24 protein-coding genes are annotated in these 24,907 nt (G+C 38.2%); 19 read left to right on the top strand and 5 right to left on the bottom strand.

Annotated elements, in window-relative coordinates; all coding sequences use genetic code 11:
- The first annotated feature begins 9 nt into the window (after window positions 1–9).
- From R8495_RS08390 to R8495_RS08360, 7 genes are all read left to right on the top strand, one after another.
- Window positions 10–1,086 (top strand): ABC transporter ATP-binding protein, encoded by a 1,077-nt coding sequence (locus R8495_RS08390; protein ID WP_317635025.1) that lies wholly within the window; start codon window positions 10–12, stop codon window positions 1,084–1,086.
- A gap of 1 nt (window position 1,087) precedes the next feature.
- Complete coding sequence (locus R8495_RS08385; RefSeq protein ID WP_317635024.1) at window positions 1,088–2,029, top strand: ABC transporter ATP-binding protein; 942 nt, start codon at window positions 1,088–1,090, stop codon at window positions 2,027–2,029.
- A 457-nt stretch (window positions 2,030–2,486) separates the two neighbouring features.
- Window positions 2,487–2,648 (top strand): hypothetical protein, encoded by a 162-nt coding sequence (locus R8495_RS08380; protein WP_317635023.1) that lies wholly within the window; start codon window positions 2,487–2,489, stop codon window positions 2,646–2,648.
- Window positions 2,649–2,782: 134 nt separating this feature from the next.
- Window positions 2,783–6,229 carry a BspA family leucine-rich repeat surface protein gene (locus tag R8495_RS08375; protein ID WP_331678012.1) on the top strand — a complete coding sequence of 1,149 codons (3,447 nt, stop codon included), beginning with the start codon at window positions 2,783–2,785 and terminating at the stop codon, window positions 6,227–6,229.
- 285 nt (window positions 6,230–6,514) lie between these two features.
- The gene (locus tag R8495_RS08370; RefSeq protein WP_317635022.1) at window positions 6,515–6,829 is read left to right on the top strand and encodes a hypothetical protein; all 315 of its coding nucleotides are present in this window, start codon (window positions 6,515–6,517) and stop codon (window positions 6,827–6,829) included.
- 108 nt (window positions 6,830–6,937) lie between these two features.
- Window positions 6,938–7,270: a hypothetical protein gene (locus tag R8495_RS08365; RefSeq protein ID WP_317635021.1), complete on the top strand. Its 333-nt coding sequence runs from the start codon at window positions 6,938–6,940 to the stop codon at window positions 7,268–7,270.
- A gap of 568 nt (window positions 7,271–7,838) precedes the next feature.
- Window positions 7,839–7,991, top strand: a complete 153-nt coding sequence (locus tag R8495_RS08360; RefSeq protein ID WP_317635020.1) for a hypothetical protein — start codon at window positions 7,839–7,841, stop codon at window positions 7,989–7,991.
- 368 nt (window positions 7,992–8,359) lie between these two features.
- Here the strand turns inward: R8495_RS08360 and R8495_RS08355 are convergent, their stop codons facing one another.
- The 4 genes from R8495_RS08355 to R8495_RS08340 all read right to left on the bottom strand — a co-directional run bounded on the left by R8495_RS08355 (window position 8,360) and on the right by R8495_RS08340 (window position 11,775).
- Complete coding sequence (locus tag R8495_RS08355; RefSeq protein WP_317635019.1) at window positions 8,360–9,091, bottom strand: alpha/beta fold hydrolase; 732 nt, start codon at window positions 9,089–9,091, stop codon at window positions 8,360–8,362.
- A gap of 96 nt (window positions 9,092–9,187) precedes the next feature.
- The gene (locus R8495_RS08350) at window positions 9,188–10,294 is read right to left on the bottom strand and encodes a flavodoxin family protein (RefSeq protein WP_317636621.1); all 1,107 of its coding nucleotides are present in this window, start codon (window positions 10,292–10,294) and stop codon (window positions 9,188–9,190) included.
- Between the two features lie 63 nt (window positions 10,295–10,357).
- On the bottom strand, window positions 10,358–11,344 hold the full coding sequence (locus R8495_RS08345; protein ID WP_317635018.1) for an alpha/beta hydrolase: 987 nt from the start codon (window positions 11,342–11,344) through the stop codon (window positions 10,358–10,360).
- A gap of 2 nt (window positions 11,345–11,346) precedes the next feature.
- Window positions 11,347–11,775 carry a flavodoxin family protein gene (locus R8495_RS08340; protein ID WP_317635017.1) on the bottom strand — a complete coding sequence of 143 codons (429 nt, stop codon included), beginning with the start codon at window positions 11,773–11,775 and terminating at the stop codon, window positions 11,347–11,349.
- A gap of 144 nt (window positions 11,776–11,919) precedes the next feature.
- Here R8495_RS08340 and R8495_RS08335 point away from each other — a divergent pair, with 144 nt between their 5' ends.
- Both R8495_RS08335 and R8495_RS08330 read left to right on the top strand, forming a co-directional pair.
- The gene (locus tag R8495_RS08335; protein WP_317635016.1) at window positions 11,920–12,483 is read left to right on the top strand and encodes an NAD(P)H-dependent oxidoreductase; all 564 of its coding nucleotides are present in this window, start codon (window positions 11,920–11,922) and stop codon (window positions 12,481–12,483) included.
- 206 nt (window positions 12,484–12,689) lie between these two features.
- The gene (locus tag R8495_RS08330) at window positions 12,690–16,340 is read left to right on the top strand and encodes a BspA family leucine-rich repeat surface protein (protein ID WP_317635015.1); all 3,651 of its coding nucleotides are present in this window, start codon (window positions 12,690–12,692) and stop codon (window positions 16,338–16,340) included.
- A gap of 283 nt (window positions 16,341–16,623) precedes the next feature.
- Here the strand turns inward: R8495_RS08330 and R8495_RS08325 are convergent, their stop codons facing one another.
- Window positions 16,624–16,878: a hypothetical protein gene (locus R8495_RS08325; protein WP_317635014.1), complete on the bottom strand. Its 255-nt coding sequence runs from the start codon at window positions 16,876–16,878 to the stop codon at window positions 16,624–16,626.
- A gap of 79 nt (window positions 16,879–16,957) precedes the next feature.
- On the opposite strand from R8495_RS08325, the gene R8495_RS08320 reads away from it, so the two are divergent.
- From R8495_RS08320 to R8495_RS08275, 10 genes are all read left to right on the top strand, one after another.
- The gene (locus R8495_RS08320; protein WP_317635013.1) at window positions 16,958–17,497 is read left to right on the top strand and encodes an RNA polymerase sigma factor; all 540 of its coding nucleotides are present in this window, start codon (window positions 16,958–16,960) and stop codon (window positions 17,495–17,497) included.
- Window positions 17,494–18,867 carry a hypothetical protein gene (locus R8495_RS08315; RefSeq protein WP_317635012.1) on the top strand — a complete coding sequence of 458 codons (1,374 nt, stop codon included), beginning with the start codon at window positions 17,494–17,496 and terminating at the stop codon, window positions 18,865–18,867. The genes R8495_RS08320 and R8495_RS08315 overlap by 4 nt, the downstream gene beginning before the upstream one ends.
- Before the next feature lie 129 nt (window positions 18,868–18,996).
- Entirely contained in the window at window positions 18,997–19,545 is a 549-nt protein-coding gene (locus R8495_RS08310) for a sigma-70 family RNA polymerase sigma factor (protein WP_317635011.1), read from the top strand.
- The gene (locus tag R8495_RS08305; protein ID WP_317635010.1) at window positions 19,542–20,444 is read left to right on the top strand and encodes a hypothetical protein; all 903 of its coding nucleotides are present in this window, start codon (window positions 19,542–19,544) and stop codon (window positions 20,442–20,444) included. Before R8495_RS08310 ends, R8495_RS08305 begins: the two co-directional genes overlap by 4 nt.
- 218 nt (window positions 20,445–20,662) lie before the next feature.
- Window positions 20,663–21,211 (top strand): sigma-70 family RNA polymerase sigma factor, encoded by a 549-nt coding sequence (locus R8495_RS08300; RefSeq protein ID WP_317635009.1) that lies wholly within the window; start codon window positions 20,663–20,665, stop codon window positions 21,209–21,211.
- On the top strand, window positions 21,211–22,713 hold the full coding sequence (locus R8495_RS08295) for a hypothetical protein (RefSeq protein WP_317635008.1): 1,503 nt from the start codon (window positions 21,211–21,213) through the stop codon (window positions 22,711–22,713). The genes R8495_RS08300 and R8495_RS08295 overlap by 1 nt, the downstream gene beginning before the upstream one ends.
- 29 nt (window positions 22,714–22,742) lie before the next feature.
- Window positions 22,743–23,621 carry a hypothetical protein gene (locus R8495_RS08290; protein WP_317635006.1) on the top strand — a complete coding sequence of 293 codons (879 nt, stop codon included), beginning with the start codon at window positions 22,743–22,745 and terminating at the stop codon, window positions 23,619–23,621.
- 3 nt (window positions 23,622–23,624) lie between these two features.
- Window positions 23,625–24,161 (top strand): hypothetical protein, encoded by a 537-nt coding sequence (locus tag R8495_RS08285; RefSeq protein ID WP_317635005.1) that lies wholly within the window; start codon window positions 23,625–23,627, stop codon window positions 24,159–24,161.
- A 128-nt stretch (window positions 24,162–24,289) separates the two neighbouring features.
- On the top strand, window positions 24,290–24,670 hold the full coding sequence (locus tag R8495_RS08280; protein ID WP_317635004.1) for a hypothetical protein: 381 nt from the start codon (window positions 24,290–24,292) through the stop codon (window positions 24,668–24,670).
- Between the two features lie 42 nt (window positions 24,671–24,712).
- Entirely contained in the window at window positions 24,713–24,886 is a 174-nt protein-coding gene (locus R8495_RS08275) for a hypothetical protein (RefSeq protein WP_317635003.1), read from the top strand.
- Window positions 24,887–24,907: the final 21 nt, after the last annotated feature.

Below are 24,907 nucleotides of genomic sequence, written 5' to 3'. Positions count from 1 at the left end.
AGGTAAATTATGGTAGAAGAAATTTTGAGTGTCAAAAACCTTCGAATCAATTTTCACACTTTCGCAGGGAAGGTTCAGGCAATTCGCGATGTTAGTTTTGACCTTAAAAAAGGGGAGACGCTGGCGATTGTTGGTGAATCTGGTTCTGGCAAATCAGTGACAACCCGTAGTATTATCGGACTCTTGGCATCTAATGCCCAAATAGAAAGCGGAGTTATCGATTATAAGGGGCAGGATCTTTTAAAAGCATCAAAAAAAGAGATGAACGACCATCGAGGCAATGATTTAGCGATGATTTTTCAAGATCCAATGACTTCTCTTGATCCGACGATGCCAATTGGTAAACAAGTGGCGGAACCTTTAAGAATCCATCAAAAGATTTCTAAGTCTGAGGCGCTAAAACGGGCACAAGAGGCCTTAGAAATGGTTGGGATTGAGGACGCACCGCGGAGGATGAAAGATTATCCGCATCAGTTTTCTGGTGGTCAGCGCCAACGGATCGTAATTGCGATCGCGATTGTTAATGAACCGGAAATTCTGATCGCTGACGAACCGACAACCGCTTTGGATGTTACGGTGCAAGCTCAGATCATCGATTTAATGAAGGAATTGCAACAAAGAATTAATACTTCAATTATCTTTATTACTCATGATTTAGGAGTTGTGGCAGGAATTGCTGATCGGGTTGCGGTAATGTACGCCGGAAAAATTGTGGAGTACGGCACAGTGGACGACATCTTTTATAATCCAAAACATCCGTATACCTGGGGACTTTTAAGTTCGATGCCGACGCTTGATCTGGGAAGTGATAAATTGGCGTCAATTCCAGGTACTCCGCCTGATTTATTAGATCCACCAAAGGGAGATGCTTTTGCACCGCGTAATCCTTATGCAATGCAAATTGATTTAGAAGAGCAGCCGCCGTTCTTTGAAGTTAGTCCAACTCACTATGCGGCAACTTGGTTGTTGCACCCGGATGCTCCAAAAGTTGAGCCGCCTGCGGCAATCAAAGCACGCTCAGAGGAATACCAGCATTTACAACATGCAGGTCAAATCGAAAATCCGATTGAGGGGAGTTTAAATTAAAATGACAACACCGAAGAAAATTCTCCAAGTCGAACACCTTAAACAGTATTTTAATGTCGGCAAAGCTAACGAGGTCAAGGCCGTTGATGACGTGAGTTTTGATATTTATGAAGGCGAGACTTTTGGTCTTGTGGGCGAATCTGGTTCTGGCAAAAGTACGACGGGTCGTAGTATTATCAGACTTTATCAACCAACAAGTGGTAAGATTACTTTTGATGGTCAAGATGTTTGTAAAATCAAGAATCACGGTTCAGAAATCTTGAATTTTCGGCGCAGTATTCAAATGATTTTTCAAGATCCTTATGCTTCGCTTGATCCCCGGATGAAAGTAAAAGATATCATTGCTGAAGGTCTAGATGTCCATCATTTGGCTAAGAGCGATCAAGACCGTACGAATCGTGTCAAGTCTTTGTTGAAAGTAGTTGGACTTAATCCTGATCATTTGACTCGCTATCCGCACGAATTTTCTGGTGGACAGCGCCAGAGGATTGGAATTGCGCGTGCTCTGGCAGTGGATCCGAAGTTTATTATTGCTGACGAACCAATCTCGGCGCTTGACGTTTCGATTCAAGCCCAAGTAGTTAATTTAATGAAGGAAATACAACAAAACAACAATCTGACTTATTTGTTTATTGCTCATGATTTATCGATGGTTAAATACATCAGCGATCGGATTGCAGTAATGCATTTAGGACATTTAATGGAGTTGGGTACAGCTGATGATGTTTATAATCATCCACTGCACCCTTATACAAAGAGCTTGCTTTCGGCGATTCCGCTGCCTGATCCCGAGGTTGAGCGCAAACGCCAGCAAATTCCTTACGATAGTTCGATTGAACGCAAGGGAGATGAAAAACGGGAGTTAAGAGAAGTTGTCCCAGGACATTTTGTTTATAGTACTGTAGCTGAAGTGGCTGAATACCAAAAAGAAGCTCAGCGTTAGAACATTTGAAATGCCTCATAATTTAACGATTATGAGGCGTTTTTTTTTGCCGAATATTCTACTGAACTGTTCGATTAAACCTGGCTCGTTTCTTCTAGAGCAATTAACATCCATGGTATTGAGGGATCACCGGATTAGCTGAATTTATTGAGGACAAAGCTAGAAACACCATGAGGCAATGGAGATCCCAAATTTAGGAGAGAACACATGATATTATTGGATTAAAATAAATTTAAAAGGTTGATTGAGCTAAATATATAAAAAAATACCCGGAAATTTGAATGATGAAGCTTTAATTATTGATAATTCAACAAAGGAAAAATAGATTGAATTTGTTATTAGCTCTAACTAGTTCATCTTTTTTAATATTTTTTTTAATAAATGAACCAAATCTGATTAGTGATTTGATATAATGAAATCTATTACAATATCTTTAGCAGAACAAAAGGAGATGAAGATGAATTTATTAAAAAGATTGAGCTATTTTTTAATTACTTTGTGCAGCGTAGGTGGACTAATATTCGCTTTTAACTTTAAAGAAGACAGTAGAGCGGCAGATTTTCCACATAATTTGACCAATGAAAATAATGGTAGCGATTTCAGGGGGGGGGGCATTTAGCTAATCCCGTTGTAACTGATTTAAAACCAGTTACAAAAAACAAAAAATTAGTCAGGGGTGTTAACGGACTAACTTCAGTTGATATTGGAGCAGGAGATTCACAGAACTTCTTTGCTCCCGTATCAGCAGCAAAGGTGACAGTTAATGAAAATTGGACGTGGGATTCTGTAACTTTAAATGATGCTAAAAAAAATCAGTTAGGTGCAGTATCTTTAAACTCAACCGTTGACATGACTAAGGATTTTACTTTTAGATGGGATCTTAGAATAGAACCATCTTCTTCAAGTAGATTGTCTGATGGAATTGGATTTGTGTTGCATCCACTTTATAAACCGGGAGAAGTAATTATGGGATCTCAAGGCGAGAACTCATATGTACTGCCGGCTGTTTTTGGCAGAGAAGATGGAGTTACCCCTGTAACCGATGTTAATAGTCGACATAACGGTCAAAATATTAGATCCATCGGAAAAAACGGTGGTAACCTTGGGATTTCCGATTTAATGAATGCTATTGGTTTTAAGGTTGATACTTACTACAACTACAATTCAGCACCTGAGTTGACTGGAACGCCTTATGGGAGCTCTTTACATGAGCAAGATTATCACGTCGTAGATGATTTTTTTCCAAGTATTTCGGGTGGACTTTTAAACGATAATAGTTTTGGAGCATTTGTCTCAACTAATAATAATGGTTTTGCAAAGAAAAATGCTTTGACAGCCCCGTTAAATGGTACTGCAGTTACGGCAAAAAATAATTCTGATGGGACGGTTAACGGTAATGCAATGAAACTTGCCGACAATCAGTGGCATCCGATGGAAATTAGTTACGATTCTTCAACTGCGGTGATTACTGTTAAATTAGCCGATCCTTCAGGCGTAGTAACTTGGAAGAAAGTCCTCTCAGCTGGTGAAAAGGCGGTTGTTGCTGATCGAAGCAATTGGGGATTTGCAATTTTAGGATCGACTGGTGATGGTTACGAAGGTCATTATATTAAAAATGTTAGTGGTTCATTCACACCCGGAGATCCGGTTGTTACAACTCGTTATATTGACGAAACTGGAACTGACCTTCAGACTTCAGTTACTACAATTTATGAAGATTGGCAAAGGGAACACCCGGGGTCAACCGTGTTTACTGATAGCAGCAGCCCAGGGACGATTGTTAAAAATGGTAAAACTTACAAACGAGCTCAAGTAAATAGAACCGTTTTTAGCAATGGGTTAAGAATCAATAAACGAATCGGCACTCCCGGTAGTGACGGTACGGTAACTACAGCTGGAACTTCTATGACGGTTAATACTAATTTTGATGGAGTAGTTTTTGTCAATTACGTTTATCGTCAAGTTTTATCGGCTGGTGATATTACAACCGATCTGCAGCTAAGCTCAGATGGGACGAATTTTGCTAAAACCGTTGATATTCACCCAGGAGATGAAGTCACATTTAAATATACAGCGAAAAATAATACTCTGCCGATTTGGGAGAAAGTGACGGCAGTGCAGTCTTTAGGTGGTCTTTTCACTCCAACGGGCACGCTGCCTGCGGGAGTTGCTCAAAGTGGCGGTTTGTTATACGTTCCTTTGAATTACGGATCAAATAACAGCTTACAATTAGGCGAAACTGGAACTAATACGGTCAAGATGAAGTATGAAGGAGTCGAAAAGGCCAGCCTTACTGCCAACGATGCGGGACAGATTACGATCACTAATAATCCTGCGACGCCAGGAGTACCAAAGACGTCAACCATTGTCTCGAAGATCTCAATTTATGATCAGTCCAATCAGTTGATTGATGATAGCGGCAATCCAACTTACGGATCATATTTCTATAATGCAGCTAACGCTAACGCACCTTTAGCTAATACTGAAACAGTGTACAATACAGCCAAGTACGTTCCGACGACAGATTCGGTGACAGTAAATGATCAGGGCTGGTGGGACTTTAATGCAACGACTAAAGTTCTGACGATCTATCCGCATGAGTTGAATTATGATAGCGATAAAGTGCTTGATTCTTCTGGACGGTACGACCAATTTCCTTGGCGTGACTATAGCTTACAAATAGAAAAGACGGTAATCAAACCGGGAGTGACAGCAAAGGGCAGTCTAAGCACTTTATTTTATGATCAAGAAAATATGACTACGATTGAAGGGCTAGAGAATCTCGATACCAGTGAAGTGACAAATATGTACTACATGTTCTGCCTATGTCGTTCCTTAACCAATTTAGATGTCAGTAACTTTAATACAAGTAAAGTTACTAATATGAATAGCATGTTTTGGAACTGTAGGTCGTTAACCAATCTCGATGTGAAGAATTTCGATACCCATAATGTTACTGATATGGGTGAAATGTTTTATTCATGTGGAAAGATAACCAATTTAGAAGTGAAGGATTTTGATACTTCTAAAGTTACTTCAATGAAAAGAATGTTTTTAGGGTGTGAATCATTAACTAGCCTCGATGTAACAGGATTTAATACCAGTAATGTTACTGATATGTCAGAAATGTTTTCTAGCTGTTCATCGATAACAAACCTTAATTTAAGTAACTTTAATACCAGTAATGTTACTGAGATGTCATCGATGTTTAATTTTTGCACCTCTCTATCTGATCTAAAATGGAACGCAACAAATTTTAATACCAGCAAAGTAACTAATATGAGTAGGATGTTTCGCAGATGTAGTTCATTAAAGAATATTGATGTAAGTCATTTTGATACCAGTAAAGTAACGGATGTTATATATATGTTTAAGGGTTGTACATCTTTAGAAAGTCTGGATTTGAGCAGTTTTGACCTGACTAATGTTGTTCACAAAGTGGATTCAAATTATGTGGATAGAGGCTACGATTCGATGTTGGAAGATACTCCTAAACTTTGGAAATTAACGCTTGGTCCAAATACGAAATTTCCAGATGTTACAGTTAGCGGGACGTTGATCTCTGCAAAATTGAAAGATCCAACGCCTGGAACACCAATTAACGATCTCGCTAAACCGGTACCGCCTAATCCGCAATATTACGTTACGAATGCTCAGTGGCGGGAGGCAAGCACTGATGATTTCCTGCATGAGCCAGACGGAGCAGCGAAGACCGCAGCTGAAATTATGAGTGAATCGGCGACGGCTAATCGCAAGCGGACATACGTTTGGGATCAAATTGGTAAGCAGACTTTAGAAGCAACGCCAGGCAACATTGATCTGGGAACTCATGCGGGACATTTGAAAAATCAAGAATACAAAAGTTCAGCGCAGAATTTGAAATTAACCGATAACCGAAATGCGAGAGCGGGGAAGAATTGGCAGATAACAGCGGAGGTGTCAAAGCCGTTTAAGCACGCAACAGATCAGACCAAAGTAATTAATGGCGATCCGCTTTATTATCATGACACGACCTCAGGGACGAAGACACATTTAACTTCTACAGCGCAAGTTCTATATAGCGGAATTGCGACAAGCGACTATCAGGACGTCAAGAATTATCCATGGGATTTGAGTTTTAAGGCAAGTCCGAGTGATATCCCAAAAGCAGGGAAATACAATGCAACAGTGACATTTACTTTGGTGAATGTGATTCCTTGATTACTTTGAAACGATAAAAATCAAAGAGTTTTATAACTGACAAGCAATCTAATTGAGTTGCAAAATTCTTGAAAGTTGAGCTCAAAAAGATTCAGAGGCTGTACGAAGAAAGTAATTTATCAGACCGAGACAAACAGATTCTAATAAATTAAACAAATGTTAGCTCATTTGAGAAAAGGTTTTAGTTTGACCGAACCAGAACAAGCCACCTTAAAAGAATTAATTTTCAATATCGAGGAATATTAAAAAATGAATTGACAGTATATTGTGGTTATATAACTAATTATGATTTGGCCAATAAGAATTATTAAACATTTTGAAGGTGATCAGGATTTAAAAATTCAAGAAGCTTTATTGACAATTGCTTTTAATTTTGTTGGATTTTGTATTGAAGGGCATTTCTGCAAGCATCTAACAAAATTGCGACGTGACCAGAGTTTTTCAGTCTTCTGGTGTTTCATAAATTATCACAGTCAGGCGTCTGCTAATTTTGAACTTTTCGAGCTAGCGCTCAATAATTTTAAGCTGTTAGAGATGAGAAATTATCGGAAAGAACTCCAAAAATTTGTCGGGGGCAGCCAAAAAAGCACTTCATTTTAGCAGTTCACCATAAATTTTTTATTAAGAAATTTGCAAAGATTAGCTAATTACTACTAACTATGATGATAATTATATATAAATTGCATAGGGAAGGAGGAGCAAATCGAAGTGAATAAAAAATTGGACGCCAACAAAATTACCATTTCTCGGCATGCCAAGCAACGACTAAAAGAAAGAGCAGGCATACATAAGAAAGGCCAAAAGAATCTGTTAGAAAAAGTAATTCAAAGAGGTTTACAACACGGGAAAACTAAGGGAAATTTGTTTAAATGGATGAATAAGATTATGCTCAATTCACCAAATGGCAGCAGGGCATATATTTATAGTAATAACGTTTATATTTTTGCTCCAACAACAGAAGATCATTGGAATTTAATTACAGTTTTGCCGGTGGCTGCCAGTTTGCAAAATTTGACTAGAGTTATTAGAAGTCAGGTCTAAATAAATAAATCGCGCCGACTTTGACAAAAGAGGCGTCAAAAGCGTCAGCTGCATTGAGCATTTTGAGGATAAATAGTCTAGTAAAAGAGTCTGAACTTGTATGTTTTGAACGTTCAATGATTTGATCATAAATTGCGATTTGTAATAACTCAAGATGGGAGAGAATCCAAGTTATCTTGATGAATCAAAAAGGGTGCCAGTTACAAAGTTGACAAGAATTAAAAAAAATGTACCATGGAACTATAAAAGTTAGGCGCTTCCCTACCATAAATGGGAGCTTTAAAAGTCAGGCGTTTCCCTACCGTGAATGGGAACTTTAAAAGGTCTCAATGTATTTTTTACATTGGGATTTTTGTTTAGTAAAAAAATATACAAGGCGATATCAAGTTATCTCAGGACGCGCCAAGCAAGTAACTTTTGCTGGGAAAAATTTATTCGTGGTTTGTTCGATTTACTCCCGGCTTAACACAGGATTTGATCTTACAAAGCTGCTGGGAACACAGCGGTTTGGATGATTGTAATCTTGATTTTTTGGTATATACCTGTACTTACAAATGGGGGCAACAAGATGGAAAAAGATAGAACGCTTGAATATCGTACTGCTGAAAATAATCCTTGGCTTAACGGAGAATTTGCGGATATTGATTTTGAGAAATATTTGGCGGAGGTCGGTAATTATGGGTTCGAAAAGCCGCGTGGTAAGGAGATAATTAATCATTGATGCCGAGCCACACGCTGGTATAACCCGGATAGCGGGAATATAGAAGATCAATGTTCGTTCTTCTAATAAAGGATACAATGAATCATCTGGAATGATGGTAACTTCAAAGATTAAAAATGATCAACGACTTTATTTGCCTATTTCAAGCAATTAACCTCAAATAACAGGATTTATTATTACCTATCAAATTCCAAATTTTGATTATCAAGCGCGACACGGAAAATCATTGGTAAAGTCGATCAAGATCTTTTAAGCAAATTAATCATCAGAGCTAAAAACATTTTTTAATAAAAATTAAATGAATATATAAAGGGTTAAATTCAGCAAGGATATGCTCTGAAAATACGCCTCCGCGATCGCCTTGAAAACTAGTCAATTAAGTCCTGAACATAAGCCTGAGGACAATTTAAAGGGTATTGACCGTGGTAGAGATCTTTTTTTATTTCTAGTGTGCTATGAGGCATCATTTCATGCAAAATTTTAGCGGAGCGCTTAATCGCTCCGTTTTCTTTTGCTCCAACGACGATGCGGGTGTTAACTTGGCAGCTTTTAAGATTTGAAGCAGCTTCAAAGCTCGTATTAGCTTCTAGAAAGGAAATCATGTTGGCTTTAGTAATTAGACGGGTGTCGCGGTAATACTCAGGATAGAAGTGATTATCCATTTTAAGGCTTTGAAATTGTAATTTAGAAAACCAAGGTTTTTGAATTAGTCCGTAGCTAAGATTAATTGAAAAGGGGATCATGATATTAGTTAGCTTTGAGGGAATCACATTGGCTCTTTCGATGATTGCGTAATGGCAAATGTCGTTTCTTAGAGTAAGCATCTCAACTAAAATTTGCGCTCCAAGCGATAGTCCGCCAATTAGAAAGACCTTGCCGTGGTAATTTTGATCAACAAAAGAGATAATTCTTTGAGCATTTGCCCGGATGCTTTGAAAATCTTCGTCACTTCCAGCATGCCCATCGAGAATCGGTAAGACTACGTGGTAGGTTGGCGCTAAAAGCTCGGCTTCTGCTCGGAAATTCCACCAAGAGAGTCCACCGCCATGGAGCAGGATTATTACTTCTGAATTTTTGGTTCCAAATTCTACAATTTCCATTTTATTTTCCTTTTTGAGAAGATTTTACCATTTTTTGTAGAATAATTTAATAAAAAAAACAGTAGATAGATTCTTGTTTATCTACTGCTAAATTTATTATTTGTCGCGATATATTACGTAGTCGCCCTGAACCCACTGGTTTTCACCAATTTTGTAAAAGCCATTTTGTTTGCCAAATGTTTTCCACTCTGAGCCGTCTTTTAGGCTACGGCTCTCGTAACAACCGCTGGTAGCATTTGGCCCTTTCCATAGATTAACGCCATATCCGGGGATATATTTGATAGTTACAATGCCGTCTAATTCTTCCATACCGTTTCCAACACCAAAAGAAAAATATTGTCCATCGACCCATTGGTCCTTCCCAACACTATAAAAAAATTTTCCTTCTGCATTTGTTGCCATTTGAAATACTTTCCAAGAAGTATTGTGTTGTAGTCGTTGACCAGTGAAAGTTCCTCCTGGAGCATTCCAGACGTTAACTCCGTAACCTGGCTGGTAATTAATCGTTCCAACACCTTTTTTGTCAGTAATCGTCCAGCTATCAGGAGTGCTAGGAGTACTTGGCACACTAGGGGTGGTTGGATTACTTGGAGTATTTGGCTCGCTTGGGGTAGTAGGATTGGTTGGAGTAGTTGGGACAGTTGGTTCACTAGGTGTAGCTGGAATACTTGGTGCACTTCCAATCATTTTATTATGGAGCTGGTTAATCTGTTCAGTAGTTTGACCAATTCCTATGAAATTCATGTTAAAGCGGATTGCAACACGGTTCATAGTTCCATAAACTGAGTTTATGGCAAGAGTTTGATCTGAGTCTGAACCTTGAACGATCATATATAAATCACGGTTTGTCAGATCATTATTAATTTGTAAATGATCAATAAATGTTTTAAGGTAACCAGACATGTTAGACCAATAAACAGGAGTCCCTATTACAATTACATCAGCATCCTTTAGTTGATCCCATACTTTGCTGAAATCACCGTCGCCTTGACCTACTTGGGGAATGTTATAACTAGCTAGATTTACTTGTTTATATGTTAAATTACCAAATAAATTTTTAGCTAAAGTAGAAGTGTTTCCGTTTTCGTTTTGACTTGCGTTAAGAAAAACTCGTCGGTCACTTGCATTAGTGTAATGTGGTTCAGCAAATGTTTGAGGTGCAGCTGAAACAGTTCTGGCATTTGCCGCCCAGCTGCCAGAAATTCCAATTAAAATTCCTAGTACTAGAGTTAAAGTAATTAACTTTTTTTTTATTTTATAATTCTCCTAAAGATTTTTTTCGTAAAATTCGATTAATTTGTCAGCTTCTTGATCGACATAAGGGTGCTTCCAATAAGTATCAATATGTTTTGCACCTTTGATTAAAAACAGTTCTTTGTTATCAGTTCCAGTGGCTTTATCATAAACTGCTTCTGTCATATAAAGAGTATCAGCCTGGTCACCTGCCATCATTAATAAAGGCTGGTCAATTAAATTGGCGTGATCTTCAGCATCAAATTCAGCTAAATAAATTAAATTACTGACCGGATAACGGCCCGTTGAATTTGGGTGTTTATGAGTTACTTGATAGTAGTCATAACCATCACGATAAAGATCAAACGGTAGAGCAGCTAGCTCTTCGTCAGTCATTTTTGCCATTTCACCGGTATATTGAACATCGTTTCCTAATATTTCCTGGATTCTAGCATCAGCTGCTTGTCTAAGCCGTTCTTGTACTGAATCAAGCTGTGAATCTTTAAAGCCGTTGCGGCGAACTCTTCCAGAATTGAACATACTGATTGTTGCAACAGCTTTTAGTCGTTTATCGGTTTTTGCTGCTTCAATGGTATAACCACCTCCTCCGCAGATCCCTAAAGCACCGATTCGTTTAGGGTCAACGCCAGGGAATGTATCTAAAAAGTCAGCCATTACTCTAATGTCTTCGATTCGATTACTAGGACGATCGGTATTACGAGGTAATCCGTCGCTTGCTCCTTGATAAGAAGCATCTGCAGCAATAGCAATATAGCCGTTTTCTGCCAACTTTTGAGCGAAAAGTCCGGCTACTTGTTCTTTAACTCCACCATTTGGGTGGGCAACGGTAACAGCTGGATATAATTTTTCTGATGATTCATCGTAATCTGCTGGAGTATAAACGTTTGCTGCAGCTTTTACTCCATTAGCAAGATAATTAACGAGATGAATGTTAACTTTACCGGGTTTGTTTTCAGTTATTGCATCTTTATAGACTAAACCAAATTTATTTGTGGTCATAGTTAAAAATCCTCCATTGCATCAACAAATTCCATTCTTGCAGAATTTGCAAATCTTTTAATAATGTTTGTAACAGATTTAATCGTATCGCTTGGATCGCTTCCTTGAATTAACACTGAAATGCGTTTACCGCTTAAATCATCAAAATGAGAGTCTTGTGAAAGTCGTTCTAAAAGTGTCTTTAGGTAAGCACTCATATCATGCCAATAAACTGGCGTTCCAAGAACAATCCAGTCTGCTTTGTTTAGTTGTGAAAAAGCTTGTTCGAATTGATCGTCTGAATAATTTTGATTAAGTTGATAGATTTTGTAATCAACCAGATTCAATTGTTTGTAAGTTTTGCCTTGGAGGTATTTTTCCCCCATCCGGCTAGTATTACCAGATTTATTCTGACTGGCATTAACAAATATAATCTCTATTTTTATCACCATCCTTCTAAACAAAAACTAGTTTAAACGTTAGAGCTGGGTCGAAGGCAAGCATTTGTTAGAAATTTGATTATCCGATATTAAATCTTGACATTGAACTGCACTCCAATGTTATAAATAAAAAATGAAATTAATAGGAGCACAGCAATGAACATTTTAATTATCTATACGTATCCCAATCATCAATCTTTAAATCATAAACTTTTGACCACGGTCAAAGAAAATATAAAGTCTGGCAATCAAGTTAAGGTACTTGACCTTTACGAGGAAAATTTTGATCCGTCCTTGCGATTTGATAAAGAGCATCCGCGCCATCTGATGAAAAATCGACCAGAGATGAAAAAATATCAAGATTTAATTACTTGGGCAGACGATCTGATCTTTATTTTTCCAATTTGGTGGGCAGGGGCGCCAGCGTTACTTAAAGGTTTTATTGACCAAGTTTTTTCGCAAGGTTTCGCATACGCCTATAAAGGTCGACTAATGGTCGGTTTGCTAAAAAATAAAAGGGCCTGGATTATTACGACTTGTAATGCTCCACGGATATCCGCTCCATTTTTACAGGATTATGGCCGATCACTGCAATGGTTTGTCTTAAAAGCATGTGGATTTGGAAAAGTGCAGCGTGATATTTTGTATTCAGCAGAAAAAAACGATCGAATTAGAGAAAAATTTATCAAAAAAATTCAACGAAAAGCTGAAAAGATTTAAATTATATTTAATAATTTCGAAAAAAAGTGTAGGCCCCAATTTTTAAAAATAAGTTATTACCCTTGTTAGAAAAACACAAATAAACTGCTATAGTCTAGTTTTTATTCTTTTTTTAATTTTTTTTTGGAAATTAAAAAAAATTTGACAAGAAGTTTGATATACTGTTCGTGAAGGTAGTTGTTCTGTAAGTTATGAAGGGAGATGTGATGAACTTATTAAGAAAACTGGGCTATATTTTTGTACTTATTAGTGGGATCGTGGTACTATTTTTTACTCTAAATTTCAGACAGGAAAGCAAAGCAGCGCGATTTCCAAATAATACAGCTAGTCCAATAGTTAACAGGTTGGCTTATAATAATCAAAATTCGACAAACAATTTTTTAGACAGTCCTCAAAATTTGATCAGGGGTTCTAGTAGCTTAACGCCAATTACAATTGGCGCAGGAGATTCACAGAATTTCTTTGCCCCGGTTCAAGGTGCCGAAGTTACAGTTAATGAAAACTGGACTTGGGATAACATTTTATTAAACAAACCACATACCTATTACGTTGGCGCTGTTACATTAAATGCAACAGTTGATATGACGAAAGATTTCAACTTTAGTTGGGATGTAAAAATAGATCCGGTCTCTACTTCGATGATGGCAGATGGGATTGGTTTTGTATTTCACCCGCTGTATAAGCCAGGTGAGATAATTGTAGGCTCTCAAGGAGAGGCACCGTATAGACTTCCTGCAGTATTTGGAAGAGAAAATGGTGATGATCCCGTTACTAGTCCAACCAGTCGAGATAATGGTCAGACAGTTCGTTCTATTGGAAGAACTGGTGGGAGTCTCGGAATTGGTGATATGATGAATGCCTTAGGTTTTAAGCTGGACACATATTATAACAATTATGGGGATCCAGAAGCTCCCGGCTATGCTTATGGAGATAATATTCATCATAGCCAGTGGTATCATATCGTAGATGATGCATATCCGAGTCCTAACGGTGTTGAAGGTCAAGTCACTTCAGATAATAGTTTTGGCTCTTTTGCAATTACGAGTAATAATGGTTTTATTAAAAAGACGCCTTTAAGTGCACCTTTAAATGGCAGTGCTGTAATACAAAAAACTACTTCGGAAGGTAGTGTAAGCGGTAGTGCGATGAAAATTGGTGATCATCAGTGGCGAAATATGGAAATTTCATATGACGCAAGTACCTACACGATGAAAGTGACCTTACATGATGCAACGGGCAGTGGAAAAGTAACATGGATTAAGACTTTAACCGCTGGAGAAAAAGGCGTAATTCAAGATCGCAATAATTGGGGTTTTGCAATTTTGGCTTCGACCGGTGCAAGTTACGAAGGTCATTCCGTTAAAAATATAAATGGAACTTTTACACCGGGAGATCCAGTTATCACAACTCGTTATATTGACGAGAATGGTACTGACCTTCAATCTCCGATAACGACAACTTTTGAAGATTGGCAAAAACAACACCCAGGCGAAGCTAATTTTGTCGATACTAATACGCAACCAACAATTACTGGCAAGGATGGAAACACTTACGTTAGAGCACAGGTAAATGGAACCATCTTTGCAAATAATACGAGGATTAATAAACGATTAGGAACAGCTTCTAGTGGCACAACAGTTACAGCAAGCGGGAATAATTTAATTTCGACAACGCAATTCGATAACGTCATGTTTTTAAATTATGTGTATCGAAGAAATATGCCAGCAGGCAGCACTGATATCCAAACTGATGTTAAATTCAAGGTTAATAATGGACCAGCTGTTACTTCCGGAAATGTTAATAATGGAGATCGAGTGACATTCATTTATAACGTAAAAAATAATAAAGTTCCTGGAATTTGGAATAATGTTACAGCTGTTCAACATCTAGGCGGAGGCTTGTTTAAAGCTCCTGATCCTTTACCAGCAGGAGTATCAGTAGATGGCGGTTATATGTATGTGCCGTTAAACAACGGAACTAGTAACGATTTAATACCAGGTGCAACTGGAACGAACAATATAACCTTGAAATATATGGGCGGTGAAAATGCTCATATTACAGCAGATGATGCTGGGTCAATTGCGATTACGACTATTCCAGAAACTGAAACAGATCCAACGATTTCTAAAATTAAGATGAAAGTTTCAATTTATGACCATTCAAATCAGTTAATAGATGAAGCAGGCAATTCGGTTTGGGGTTCATACTTCTATGATGCCAGAAATGACGAATCGCCGCTCGCTAGTCTTGATCCAACTTACAAAACGAGTAATTATGTTCCTTCATCTGATGTTTTGAATTTTGAGGGGTCTCCATGGTGGACCTATAAAAATGGAGTTTTAACACTTTATCCGCATACTTTAAATGCATATAATGATGCAATTATTACTCCGACCAATATCCCGAATTTTCCAGATGTTGATTGGCCTTGGAAACAATATTTGGCAGATATCACTAAAGTTGTGATTAATCCAGGAGTAACTTCTAGCGGTTCGGTTTCTCACTTATTTAATGGATTAATTAATGTTACACAATTTGTTGGTTTAAATAATCTCGATTTAACCAATGCAACAGATTTGAATAGTTTGTTTGCGAATTGTTCAAGCATCGAAACTTTAGATTTAACGTCGTTTAATACTCCCAATGTAACCATCATGTATCGACTGTTGCAAAAGTGCACTAATTTAAAGAGTGTAACCTTTGGACCAAATTTCATTACCAGAAATGTTGATGATTTTTCGGGGATGTTTGAAGGAGATAAAAATCTTAAAGATCTTGATGTAAGTAATTTTGATACAAGTAAAGCTGAGAATACTTATGCAATGTTTTCAATGTGTGAATCGTTAGAGTCAATTGACGTCAGCCGTTTCGATATGAACCGTGTGATAAATGCGAATTGGATGTTTCTCAATTGCTTGAAGCTTAAAGAACTCGATACCTCAAGTTTTGTAACGAATAGTTTGACTAGTATGCAATCAATGTTTTCTGGGTGTCCATTGATCACTCATTTGGATCTTAGTGGCTTTAATGTTTCAAAGGTGACAGATATGTCGTACTTGTTTGAAAATAGTTCGGGTTTAACAGAACTGGATTTATCAGGTTTTAATATTAAGTCAACCGCCAATACTAAGAACATGTTCAATTTAGCTCCGCCTACTATAACTGAACCTGATCGAACTCCAGCGTTGTGGAAATTGACATTAGGGAATGGGACTAGATTAGGAAGTCAAACAAAGCTTGCTGATCCGAAACCTGGAAATGCGATTAATGATATCTATGTTTCATCTCCGGTGTATTATGCAACTAATGCACAGTGGCGTGAGGCATTGACTCCAGCAACAGTTCATGCACCAACGGGAGCAGCTAAAAAAGCAGCTCAGATTGTCAGTGAATCACAAACGAGAAACGATGTCAGGACTTACGTCTGGGATCAGGTTGGAACTCAAACTTTAGAAGCAACGCCAGGTAATATTGATTTTGGAACCCATGCAGGGCATTTAAGAAATCAAGAGTATAATAGTTCAGCGCAAAACTTGAAAGTAACAGACAATCGAAATGATCGTAATGGTAAACAATGGCGAATTGAAGCAGCGGTGACAAAACCATTTAAGCATATAACAGATCCAACGAAGGTTATTGGAGGTGATCCCCTTTATTATCATGACACAACATCTAGTTCTATTACTCATCTAACTTCAACAGCAAAACCCCTTTACAACGAAAGTGGAACAAGCGACTATCAAGATGTTAAGAGCTATCCTTGGAGCTTGAGTTTTAAATCGATAGTATCTAACATCCCAAAACCCGGTAGATATAGTGCAACTTTAACATTTACTTTAGTGAATAGTACTCCTTAGTTATTAAGAGCTCACGTTGTGGGCTTTTTTCTACGATTAGTCAAGCAATTTTGAAATTTTATTTTGATTAATTAGCAAGGGACAAATTGTTCCTTGTTTTTTATAAATGATCCTGATTTCTGAGTTTTTAAATTCAAACTCAAAAATATTTTAAGTGATCTCAACTAGAAATTTTGCTTCATAATTTTCAAATTCAATCATCGCTAATCACTAAAATATACTTGAATATTCTTTTTTTCCTACGCTAAATAAGCCACCATCGCTGATTTTTTTCAAAATGGTGTTATGGTAATCTTGTAATCAGGATGCATATCGTTCTAAGCAGGCGGTGCATCGAAGCAATGGCAATCTTCTTCGTCGAATGAGACGGAGCGGATTGCTTTTTGTTTCGGTAATAAACAGAAACATGCATCTGCTTAGAGGAACGACTGCTGGTAGCTGAAACAATATTCATCACCATTTGGTAAAGAATCTTACGCCCCCGTTTACTGATGTGATCAGCTGCTTCGTAATTTCCCGACCAGATCAATTCCCACAAAGGAATTCACCTTATTTTTTGCTCAAAATTAAGAGTTTTGGATTTAAATCTTGTATATTTTAGTGAAAGGAGTCTTTAAATGGATGATCAATGGATTGCCACGGCGGTGATGCGACGAGATGAAGTAGCCTTTGATAAAGTTGTCAGTAAATACTCAAAATTATTGTGGGTGGTGGCTTTTTCAATTATGGGGAATCGAGCCGATGTTGAAGAATTAGTCAGCGATGTTTTTTGGCGTTTTTGGCAACAGCCTGAAAAATTTGATGCAAACCGCGGTTCATTAAAACAATATTTAACGATGTTGACTCGCAGCATGGCGATCAATAAGTTACATCTTAAACAAAGTCCGCTTACTTCTTCTGACGATTTTCTACTTGAGAACGTTGAAGCGCCGAAAGTAAACAACGAAATTTTCTGGCAGGCACTGTTTAAGGCGATTGAGGCTTTAAACGAACCGACGAAGAAAATTTGTTTCCAAAGATTTTTCTTGGAGTTAAAGCCCGCGGTTATTAGTGAACGGCTTAATCTCAGCGTAACTGAAGTAAATAATCGTCTTTACCAAGGGAAGAAAAAAATTAGACCGATTTTGCGGCAATTGCTAGAAGAGGAGGGGCAATGAATCATAAATTAGAACATGAATCACCGTTAAATAGTTTAACGGAGCAACAACTCGATGAAATGATTAACGCACTAGATAGCTCGTATTCAGCTGACAATCAAAATCGAATTAAGAGGAATCTGCAGCAGAAAATACATTCGAAGCGGCGAAGATTTTCAAGACCTATCAAAGCTCTAATTGCAGCAGCTATATTGTTAGTAGTCTTACCAGGTACAGCACTTGCGGCTAATAAAATTTGGGAAGCAGTGACTCATCGCGATGGATTTCTGACCACCCTAATAGTTAAAAACAATAATGCAGATAACAAGCACTATCAGGTGAAATTTTCTTACTTGCTAAATAATTGGACTAAATCCAAGAATTCAGAAGAAATTTCATACGGCGATCCACAAAAAGTTGAATCTTATTTTTCTGCACTACTTTACCGTCCAAAGGATGAAACAAAAATTGAAATTCCAAATTCGAAACAGTTCGACCAAAAGTTAATTAATGGGCACACCGTTTATCTGGTGCCAAAACATCGTGGCAATGAACAATTATTTGAGGCTTTAGTCTTATTCGAAAAAGAGCAGCGAGTGGTGCAACTATTTTTTGGTTCAGAAGTTTCAAAAGAGGAAGCCGAGAAAATAATCACGGGGATGTCGTTAACTCCTGCCGCTGCGGGTCAGGCAGCTCCAGAAATTGCACTAGATCAGCTTTACCAACAAGCTCGCAAAATTCCGTCTATTTTACAAGCTAATAATCCGAGGATTAAGGATTTTAAAACGACTTTCACCCAACAAGATTCAAAGAATTCAACTGTAAGGATTGAACCGCTGGCGGTAAATATTTCCAAAACGGTGCCAGCTAAATTTGATCTTTCTAAAGATGCAGCGATAAATCCAGATAAAATGGTCGCATCAGACGGGAATTTGACGCCTTTTGAAGGAGAGCTGTATCGGCGTGGAGATGGCAAAAAAACAATCGATCATAAAATTAAAAGTTTAACTATTCAGCCATATTTTTGCGAAATTAAGCTGAAAGTTACCAACGACTCGACGGAAAATATCGAAAAGTTTGGGATTAATCCCCCCAATTTAAAGTTGTTAAAGTCCGTTGATCAACAATTTGTTCTCGATGAGTCAGTTTATTCATCGCCGTACCAAGGCTTTGCTGAACCGGTAATTGCTTTGCCGCATGGTTCAGGAGAGCACGATTATTTTACTAATATTGGTTCGCTCAAAGCTCACGAAAGTAAAATTATTACTTATGGGTATCTGGTGATCAATCCTCAGGATTACAAACCGTTTTTGCAGTTCGATATAGCGGGTCGTGGCTCAGATGACTTAAATTCGCCAAATTACGATTGGCTAAGATTGCCTTTAAAATAGGATTATGTTTGAATCTCAGATAAATATCTGGGATTTTTTTTGCTAATGTTTAAGTATTTTTGATAAATTTGGTGTATATAATGCGAAAAATAAAGGAGCGGGTTTTTAGGAGAGAGGAAGAATTAGTGAATGGACGACCAACAGATTGTAACAGCGATTGAGAATCGCGATGAGCAAGTATTTGATGAATTGGTTAATCGATACTCTAGGTTGCTGTGGGCGGTGGCTTATTCAATTTTGCAGAAGCGAACGAGTGCTTCGGATGTTGCTGAATTAGTCAGTGATGTATTTTGGCGTTTTTGGCAGCATCCGGCTAAATATGATTCTACGCGGGGAACGCTTAAGAACTACTTGGCTTTGTTGACCAAGAGTATGGCCTTAAATAGATTGCGTGGTCAGGTAGAAATATCAGAAGTTGATCAATTTATTTTGGAAACAATTCCTGCCCCGCAAGCCGACAATGATTTGGTCTGGCAAACTTTATTTGCAGCACTTGAGACGCTGACGGAACCAACCAAGAGAATTTGTTTTGAACGTTTTTTTATGGAATTGAAGCCCGCAGACATTAGTAAAAAATTAAATTTGAGTTTAACTGAGGTTAATAATCGCCTTTATCAAGGTAAAAAGAAAATCAAACCAATTATGCAGGACCTGATGGAGAGGGAGGATTTATTGTGACGAGTGTAAAACATGAATTTCCATTAACTAAATTGACTGATCAACAGTTGGAGCTGTATTTAAAAGAGCTCGATCAACCTTTTACGATCGATGATCAAAAACGAATCGAAGCAAATTTGCAGAAAAAAAAGCATCCAAAGCGGGTAATGAAGGTAAACACCTGGCTGATTCTTACTGCGGCTTTGTTGCTTCTAGTCGTGGGGGGAGGATTATTTGCTGCTAGAGAACTCCAGAAAGTTCCTGTGAAAAGTTCGGCTCCGGCTAAGTATTCAATTGTTTTAAAACAAGCCAAGAAGGACGGAGAGAAGCAGGCAAAAGAACTGCAGCAAGTACCTAAAGAAAATTATTTTAAGGGAGCTGAGACTTATGCTTTTTCTTATGAAAACTTTAGTGACATGAATCAGAAGTCTTCGGCGACAGTTCAAGGTGTCGTTACTAATTGGACCAAGGTGCCGGGCGCTAAGAATAGTTCGGTAACAATCTTATCGATTTATGTTCATCAGGTTTTGACAGATAAGAGTAAAGATTTGGCGGGTAAGACGATTTATGTTTATCAACGAGGTGGATTTAACAAGCGGGGGGACATGTTGGACGGAAGACCCAATACCTTAACGCCAGCTCAATCAAATGAAGAAGTTTTTTACGAACAGACAGATTTTCCGGTCGCTCGCATTGGGACTGAATTGGTTGTTAATCTAAATAAGATTACGCCAAATAATTTACCTCAAGGAGCGAAAGTTTTTGATCCGGGGAAAAGTTACGCGCTTGGTTTTGACGAACAAAGCATGTGGATCAAAAATTCGACCGGTCAGTACGAGCCAGTCAGCAAAAGTGATCAGAGCGTTGACAAGGCAATCACTAATCAAATCAACGAGTTAATTCAAAAAAATCTCAGATAAATATCTGGTTTTTTTTTGCAAATTTTTAAGTATTTTCTCGAAAACTTGTGTATATATGGTGATATGGTTTTAGGAAATGGGGGATAATGCGAAAGATGATGATTCCTTTGATTATCATGAGTGTCCTTTTTTATCGAATGCCCAATGTAGAAAAGAATAAACGCTAAAATTATAAGATTATGAGAATTAATTGAAAACTTGAGATGGAGAGAAAATTAATGGACGACCAACAGACTGCTGCGGCGATTAAGAATCGAGATGAATCGGTTTTTAATGAATTGGTGAATCATTATTCGAAGCTCCTGTGGGCAGTAGCATATTCCGTTTTGGGTAAACAGACAAGCTCATCGGAGGTAAAAGAATTGGTCACAGACGTCTTTTGGCGATTTTGGCAGCATCCGGCTAAATATGATTCTACACGGGGATCGCTTAAGAACTACTTAGCTTTGATGACTAAGAGCATGGCCTTAAACAAATTGCGTGATCAAAATGATCCGACAGAAACTGACGACTTTATTTTAGAAACAATTCCTGCTCCGCAAGCTAAGAATGACTTGGTTTGGCAGATCTTATTTGCGGCGCTTGAAACGCTGACAGAGCCGACGAAGAGAATTTGTTTTGAACGTTTTTTTATGGAATTAAAACCTGCGGTGATCAGTAAAAACTTAAATTTAAGTTTAACTGAGGTCAACAATCGGCTTTATCAAGGCAAAAAGAAAATTAAACCGATTATGCAGCAATTGATGGAAAGGGAGGATTTACTTTAATGAGTGCGAGGCATGAACTTCCATTAACTAAATTAACTGATCAGCAGCTAGATAATTATTTAAAAGAGTTCGACCAACCATTTAATTCCTTTGATCAAAAAGATATCGAAGCAAGTTTGCAGCAGAAAATTCACCCTAAACGAAAAGTTAAGTTTAAACTTCGAGCAATTTTAGCAGCGGCGGTGATATTTCTTGCCGTCGGCGCTACGATTTTTGCTGCAAGAATGACTGTAAAGAAGCCAGAAACTCAGTCAACAAAAAGAAAAAAAACCAGAACGGCGCTTCAAAAAGCTCGGGCTCAGGCGTTTAAGAATAAAATTTCCTTCGAAGAAGAATTAAAAAGTGCTCCACGTATAGCACCAAGGCCAAAGGCGGCTGAAGAAGATACCAATAAAACTGCCATTCAGTTTTCAGACGATACTACTGCGATGTCGATATCAAGTGTTTCAATTCCATTTAATCACTTTAAGAGCTTGATCACCAAGACTAGCTTTTCATCTGAAAATACGATCTATCAAGTTTTTGTAGAGAAAGTTTACGATGGTGACCCAAGGATTGAAGGGAAAACTATGACAATCAAAGTTCCGGGCGGCAAACAGAACAATTCAATTGTCCAAACGAACGGTTATGATCCGGCGGCGCCGGGTACCGAAGTCGTTATAAAGATTCCGAGTTATGCAAATAGAGCAAATTTCACGGCTCAAGATCATAATATTTTCTATCGCACACCAAAAGCTAAACAATTCACGCTGCATCGACCAGCCGATTTAAGTCCCGCCGAAAAAAAGACTGATCAAGAGGAAGAAGCAAAAATCAACCAGATGGTGAAGCACGGTGTGACTCCCGCTCGAACCAAGTATCTAGCAGTTTTAGCGAAAGCTCGGAAATCTGGTCGAACACAGGAGAACAAAATTTACCAGATTCCGCGAGAAACTTATAATAAGCCAGCAGAAGTAAGGATCGGCTACGCTAAAAATTTTGCGGAGATGGATCAAAAATCATCAGCGACCGTCGAAGGAGTTGTTACCGCCTGGACAAAGGTTCCCAATGCGAAAAACACTGCGGTCACAATTCTTTCAGTTTACGTATACCGTGGCTTAACCGCCAAAAGCAAGAATTTAGCTGGCAAGACGATTTACGTATACCAGCAGGGTGGCTACAATACCAGGCGCAACATCTTAAATGGGATGAGCAGCACTTTATCTGAACAAGAGTTAAACCAAGAAATTTTCTATGAGCGTTTAGATTTTCCGGTTGCGCGGATCGGAACCGAGGTCGTTTTGAATCTCGCTAAAGTAAGTAAGAATACGCTACCTAAAGGCGAAAAGGTCATTGATCTTAATAAAAGTTATTCATTATTTCAAGGAGAAAAGAGCATATGGGTCAAAAATGAAGGCGGACAATATCAATTCGAGCAGGCACTTGGCATACCAGTCGAAGGTAATTCAGCAGGGGATCAAGAGATCACCGCTGAAATTAATCGCTTGACTGCAAAGAATTAACTTAAAGAAACCCAGAAAGGAATTTAAAAATGAAAAATAGAAATTTAATTATTTTAGGAGTGTGCGGCTCAGTTATGGTGATCGGTGGGGGAGTTTATGCCTTGAGACCCAAGACAGTTTTGTCAAATGCAGAAGAACAAACAACCGTTAAAACGCCAGCTAAACCCACCTATGCTGAAATTTTAGCTAAAGCGCAAAAAGATGGACAAAAACAGGCGGCAGAGATCAAAAATATAAGTTTAGAAACTTACGGAGCAACCGAATGTTTTGGGATTGGACACGGGAAAAATTTAGCTGAAATGGATCAAAAGTCTTCGGCGACGGTTCAGGGAGTGGTTACTAACTGGACGAAAGTTCCCGAAGCAAAAAATATGGCGGTTACGATTCTTTCAATCTACGTTAATCAAGGTTTAACTGCCAAAAGCAAGGATTTAGTCGGCAAGATGGTCTATGTTTACCAGCAGGGGGGATTTAATACACGGCGCAATTTAAGTGACGGGATGAATTCTAATTTGTCTGAACAACAGCTAAGCGAAGAAATTTTCTCAGAGCGTGAAGATTTTCCGGTTGCACGAATTGGGACGGAGTTAGTCGTTAACCTTACTAAAGTAACTAAAGACATGATCCCTGAAGGTGAGACGATCATTGACCCTGACAAGAGTTATTCATTGGGTTGGAGTTCTAAAAGTATGTGGGTTAAGAATTCGGCTGACAAGTATCAATTAGTCAACGAAAATTATATTAAAAAATTTCAGGATCAAGGCTTACCAGTAGAAGGAAACGATTCAACTGATCAGACGATCGTTAATGAAATCAATGAATTGATGGAAAAAAATGATGAAAAAAACAATAGATTTCTAGTAAGTATCTGTGTCGGATTGACCTTGTTCGTCAGTGGTTGCGCATAGCAATTGAAAGCCGATCAGCCAGTCCCAAAAGCTCCCACCAAAGAAGAAATTCTAGCCTCAAAGCTCAAAGACGCTAAGGCGGAAGCTGAGAAGAATCGACCTAAATTTGAAGAGGATTTAAAAGGGGTCACACGTCAATCTGGCGGAGGGATGAAAGAAGACTTTTGCGGAATTTCAATGCCCGAAGATCAAAAGATTTCAATGATTACATTTTGTGGTTTGATTACAAAGACTAGTTACAACGTTGACGCAAACTTTCCCCGCACGCATTACAGAGTTTTTATTGAAAAAGTTTATGATGGCGATCGATCCAAAGAGGGAACATTTGCTGATATTGAAGCAGACGGCGGTAAAATAAAGAATTCAGTTTACTATGAAGCCTACCAGCAGAAATCTTTTATTCCTGCGCAGTTAGAACAATATACATTGATCCAGACTAATGATTATGACCCCGCAGCACCAGGTGATGAAATCCTTTTGACGATGCCAGTGAAGGGGTTAGCAGATGGATTTTGTGTAGGTGCAACGTATAATATTTAGACCTGATGAACCCTCACAGGGAAGAATCGATTCTTACAATAGGATGAAAGCGGAAGATCAATTGTTCGAACAAGCAGTAAATGAAATGGTGAAGACTGGAAAGTACCAAAAAACGGAATAGGAAGAAGATGTCAATTAACAAAATCCGGATGTTGATTTTACTGGCTGCAGCGGTTTTACTCACCGGTTGTACTCAACAAAAAAATATTAAATCTAGCAGCACTAACTCAAAGAAGGTTCATGATCCAAAACAAGAAAATTATGATTTAGCAGTTAAGGACAAAATCAAAGCTGGCACTTATTCCTATCAGGAAACTAATGAAGTATATTCAGGATCGTCAATGAATGAGCTTCAGACTTCTGCCGGAAATTTTACAATTTATGGGCCTGAATTATATACGATCGTTGTTGATCCTCAGAATCTGAAAAAGGATCTTGAAGGATTTAGGTTTATTTTTGACTATCGGAATAATACAGATCAACCGCAAAATGGGATTAAAGCGTTTTAATCGGTCACGAAGGTTAAGAAGATCACCATTAAAGGAAAGAGCTTGTCTGCTGATCAGCTGCAAGCCCGTCTAGTTACCGAACCTTATCGTGGTATGGATGAAGACTATCAGAGATCGGAAAAGGGACGAATCGCCAATAATGATTATCTGACGCCAGCTCAAGGTCTGGGTAAATACATCATTAGTTTTGTAACCAAGAAGCCACTTCAAGGATAAGGTCTGCATGATCCGAGAAAA

Origin of the sequence: Xylocopilactobacillus apicola (assembly GCF_033095985.1) — a bacterium.
Classification (GTDB): domain Bacteria; phylum Bacillota; class Bacilli; order Lactobacillales; family Lactobacillaceae; genus Xylocopilactobacillus; species Xylocopilactobacillus apicola.
The sequence above is the reverse complement of the archived record's forward strand: the minus strand, read 5'-3'. Positions and strand labels throughout refer to the sequence as shown.

Coding starts and splice junctions, on each gene's coding strand:
- R8495_RS08390 (WP_317635025.1), top strand. CDS start 10: ATGGTAGAAGAAATTTTGAGTGTCAAAAACCTTCGAATCAATTTTCAC.
- R8495_RS08335 (WP_317635016.1), top strand. CDS start 11,920: ATGAACATTTTAATTATCTATACGTATCCCAATCATCAATCTTTAAAT.
- R8495_RS08330 (WP_317635015.1), top strand. CDS start 12,690: ATGAACTTATTAAGAAAACTGGGCTATATTTTTGTACTTATTAGTGGG.
- R8495_RS08290 (WP_317635006.1), top strand. CDS start 22,743: ATGAAAAATAGAAATTTAATTATTTTAGGAGTGTGCGGCTCAGTTATG.
- R8495_RS08370 (WP_317635022.1), top strand. CDS start 6,515: ATGATTTGGCCAATAAGAATTATTAAACATTTTGAAGGTGATCAGGAT.
- R8495_RS08310 (WP_317635011.1), top strand. CDS start 18,997: ATGGACGACCAACAGATTGTAACAGCGATTGAGAATCGCGATGAGCAA.
- R8495_RS08295 (WP_317635008.1), top strand. CDS start 21,211: ATGAGTGCGAGGCATGAACTTCCATTAACTAAATTAACTGATCAGCAG.
- R8495_RS08355 (WP_317635019.1), bottom strand. CDS start 9,091: ATGGAAATTGTAGAATTTGGAACCAAAAATTCAGAAGTAATAATCCTG.
- R8495_RS08340 (WP_317635017.1), bottom strand. CDS start 11,775: ATGGTGATAAAAATAGAGATTATATTTGTTAATGCCAGTCAGAATAAA.
- R8495_RS08380 (WP_317635023.1), top strand. CDS start 2,487: ATGAATTTATTAAAAAGATTGAGCTATTTTTTAATTACTTTGTGCAGC.
- R8495_RS08315 (WP_317635012.1), top strand. CDS start 17,494: ATGAATCATAAATTAGAACATGAATCACCGTTAAATAGTTTAACGGAG.
- R8495_RS08360 (WP_317635020.1), top strand. CDS start 7,839: ATGGAAAAAGATAGAACGCTTGAATATCGTACTGCTGAAAATAATCCT.
- R8495_RS08320 (WP_317635013.1), top strand. CDS start 16,958: ATGGATGATCAATGGATTGCCACGGCGGTGATGCGACGAGATGAAGTA.
- R8495_RS08300 (WP_317635009.1), top strand. CDS start 20,663: ATGGACGACCAACAGACTGCTGCGGCGATTAAGAATCGAGATGAATCG.
- R8495_RS08345 (WP_317635018.1), bottom strand. CDS start 11,344: ATGACCACAAATAAATTTGGTTTAGTCTATAAAGATGCAATAACTGAA.
- R8495_RS08385 (WP_317635024.1), top strand. CDS start 1,088: ATGACAACACCGAAGAAAATTCTCCAAGTCGAACACCTTAAACAGTAT.
- R8495_RS08280 (WP_317635004.1), top strand. CDS start 24,290: ATGTCAATTAACAAAATCCGGATGTTGATTTTACTGGCTGCAGCGGTT.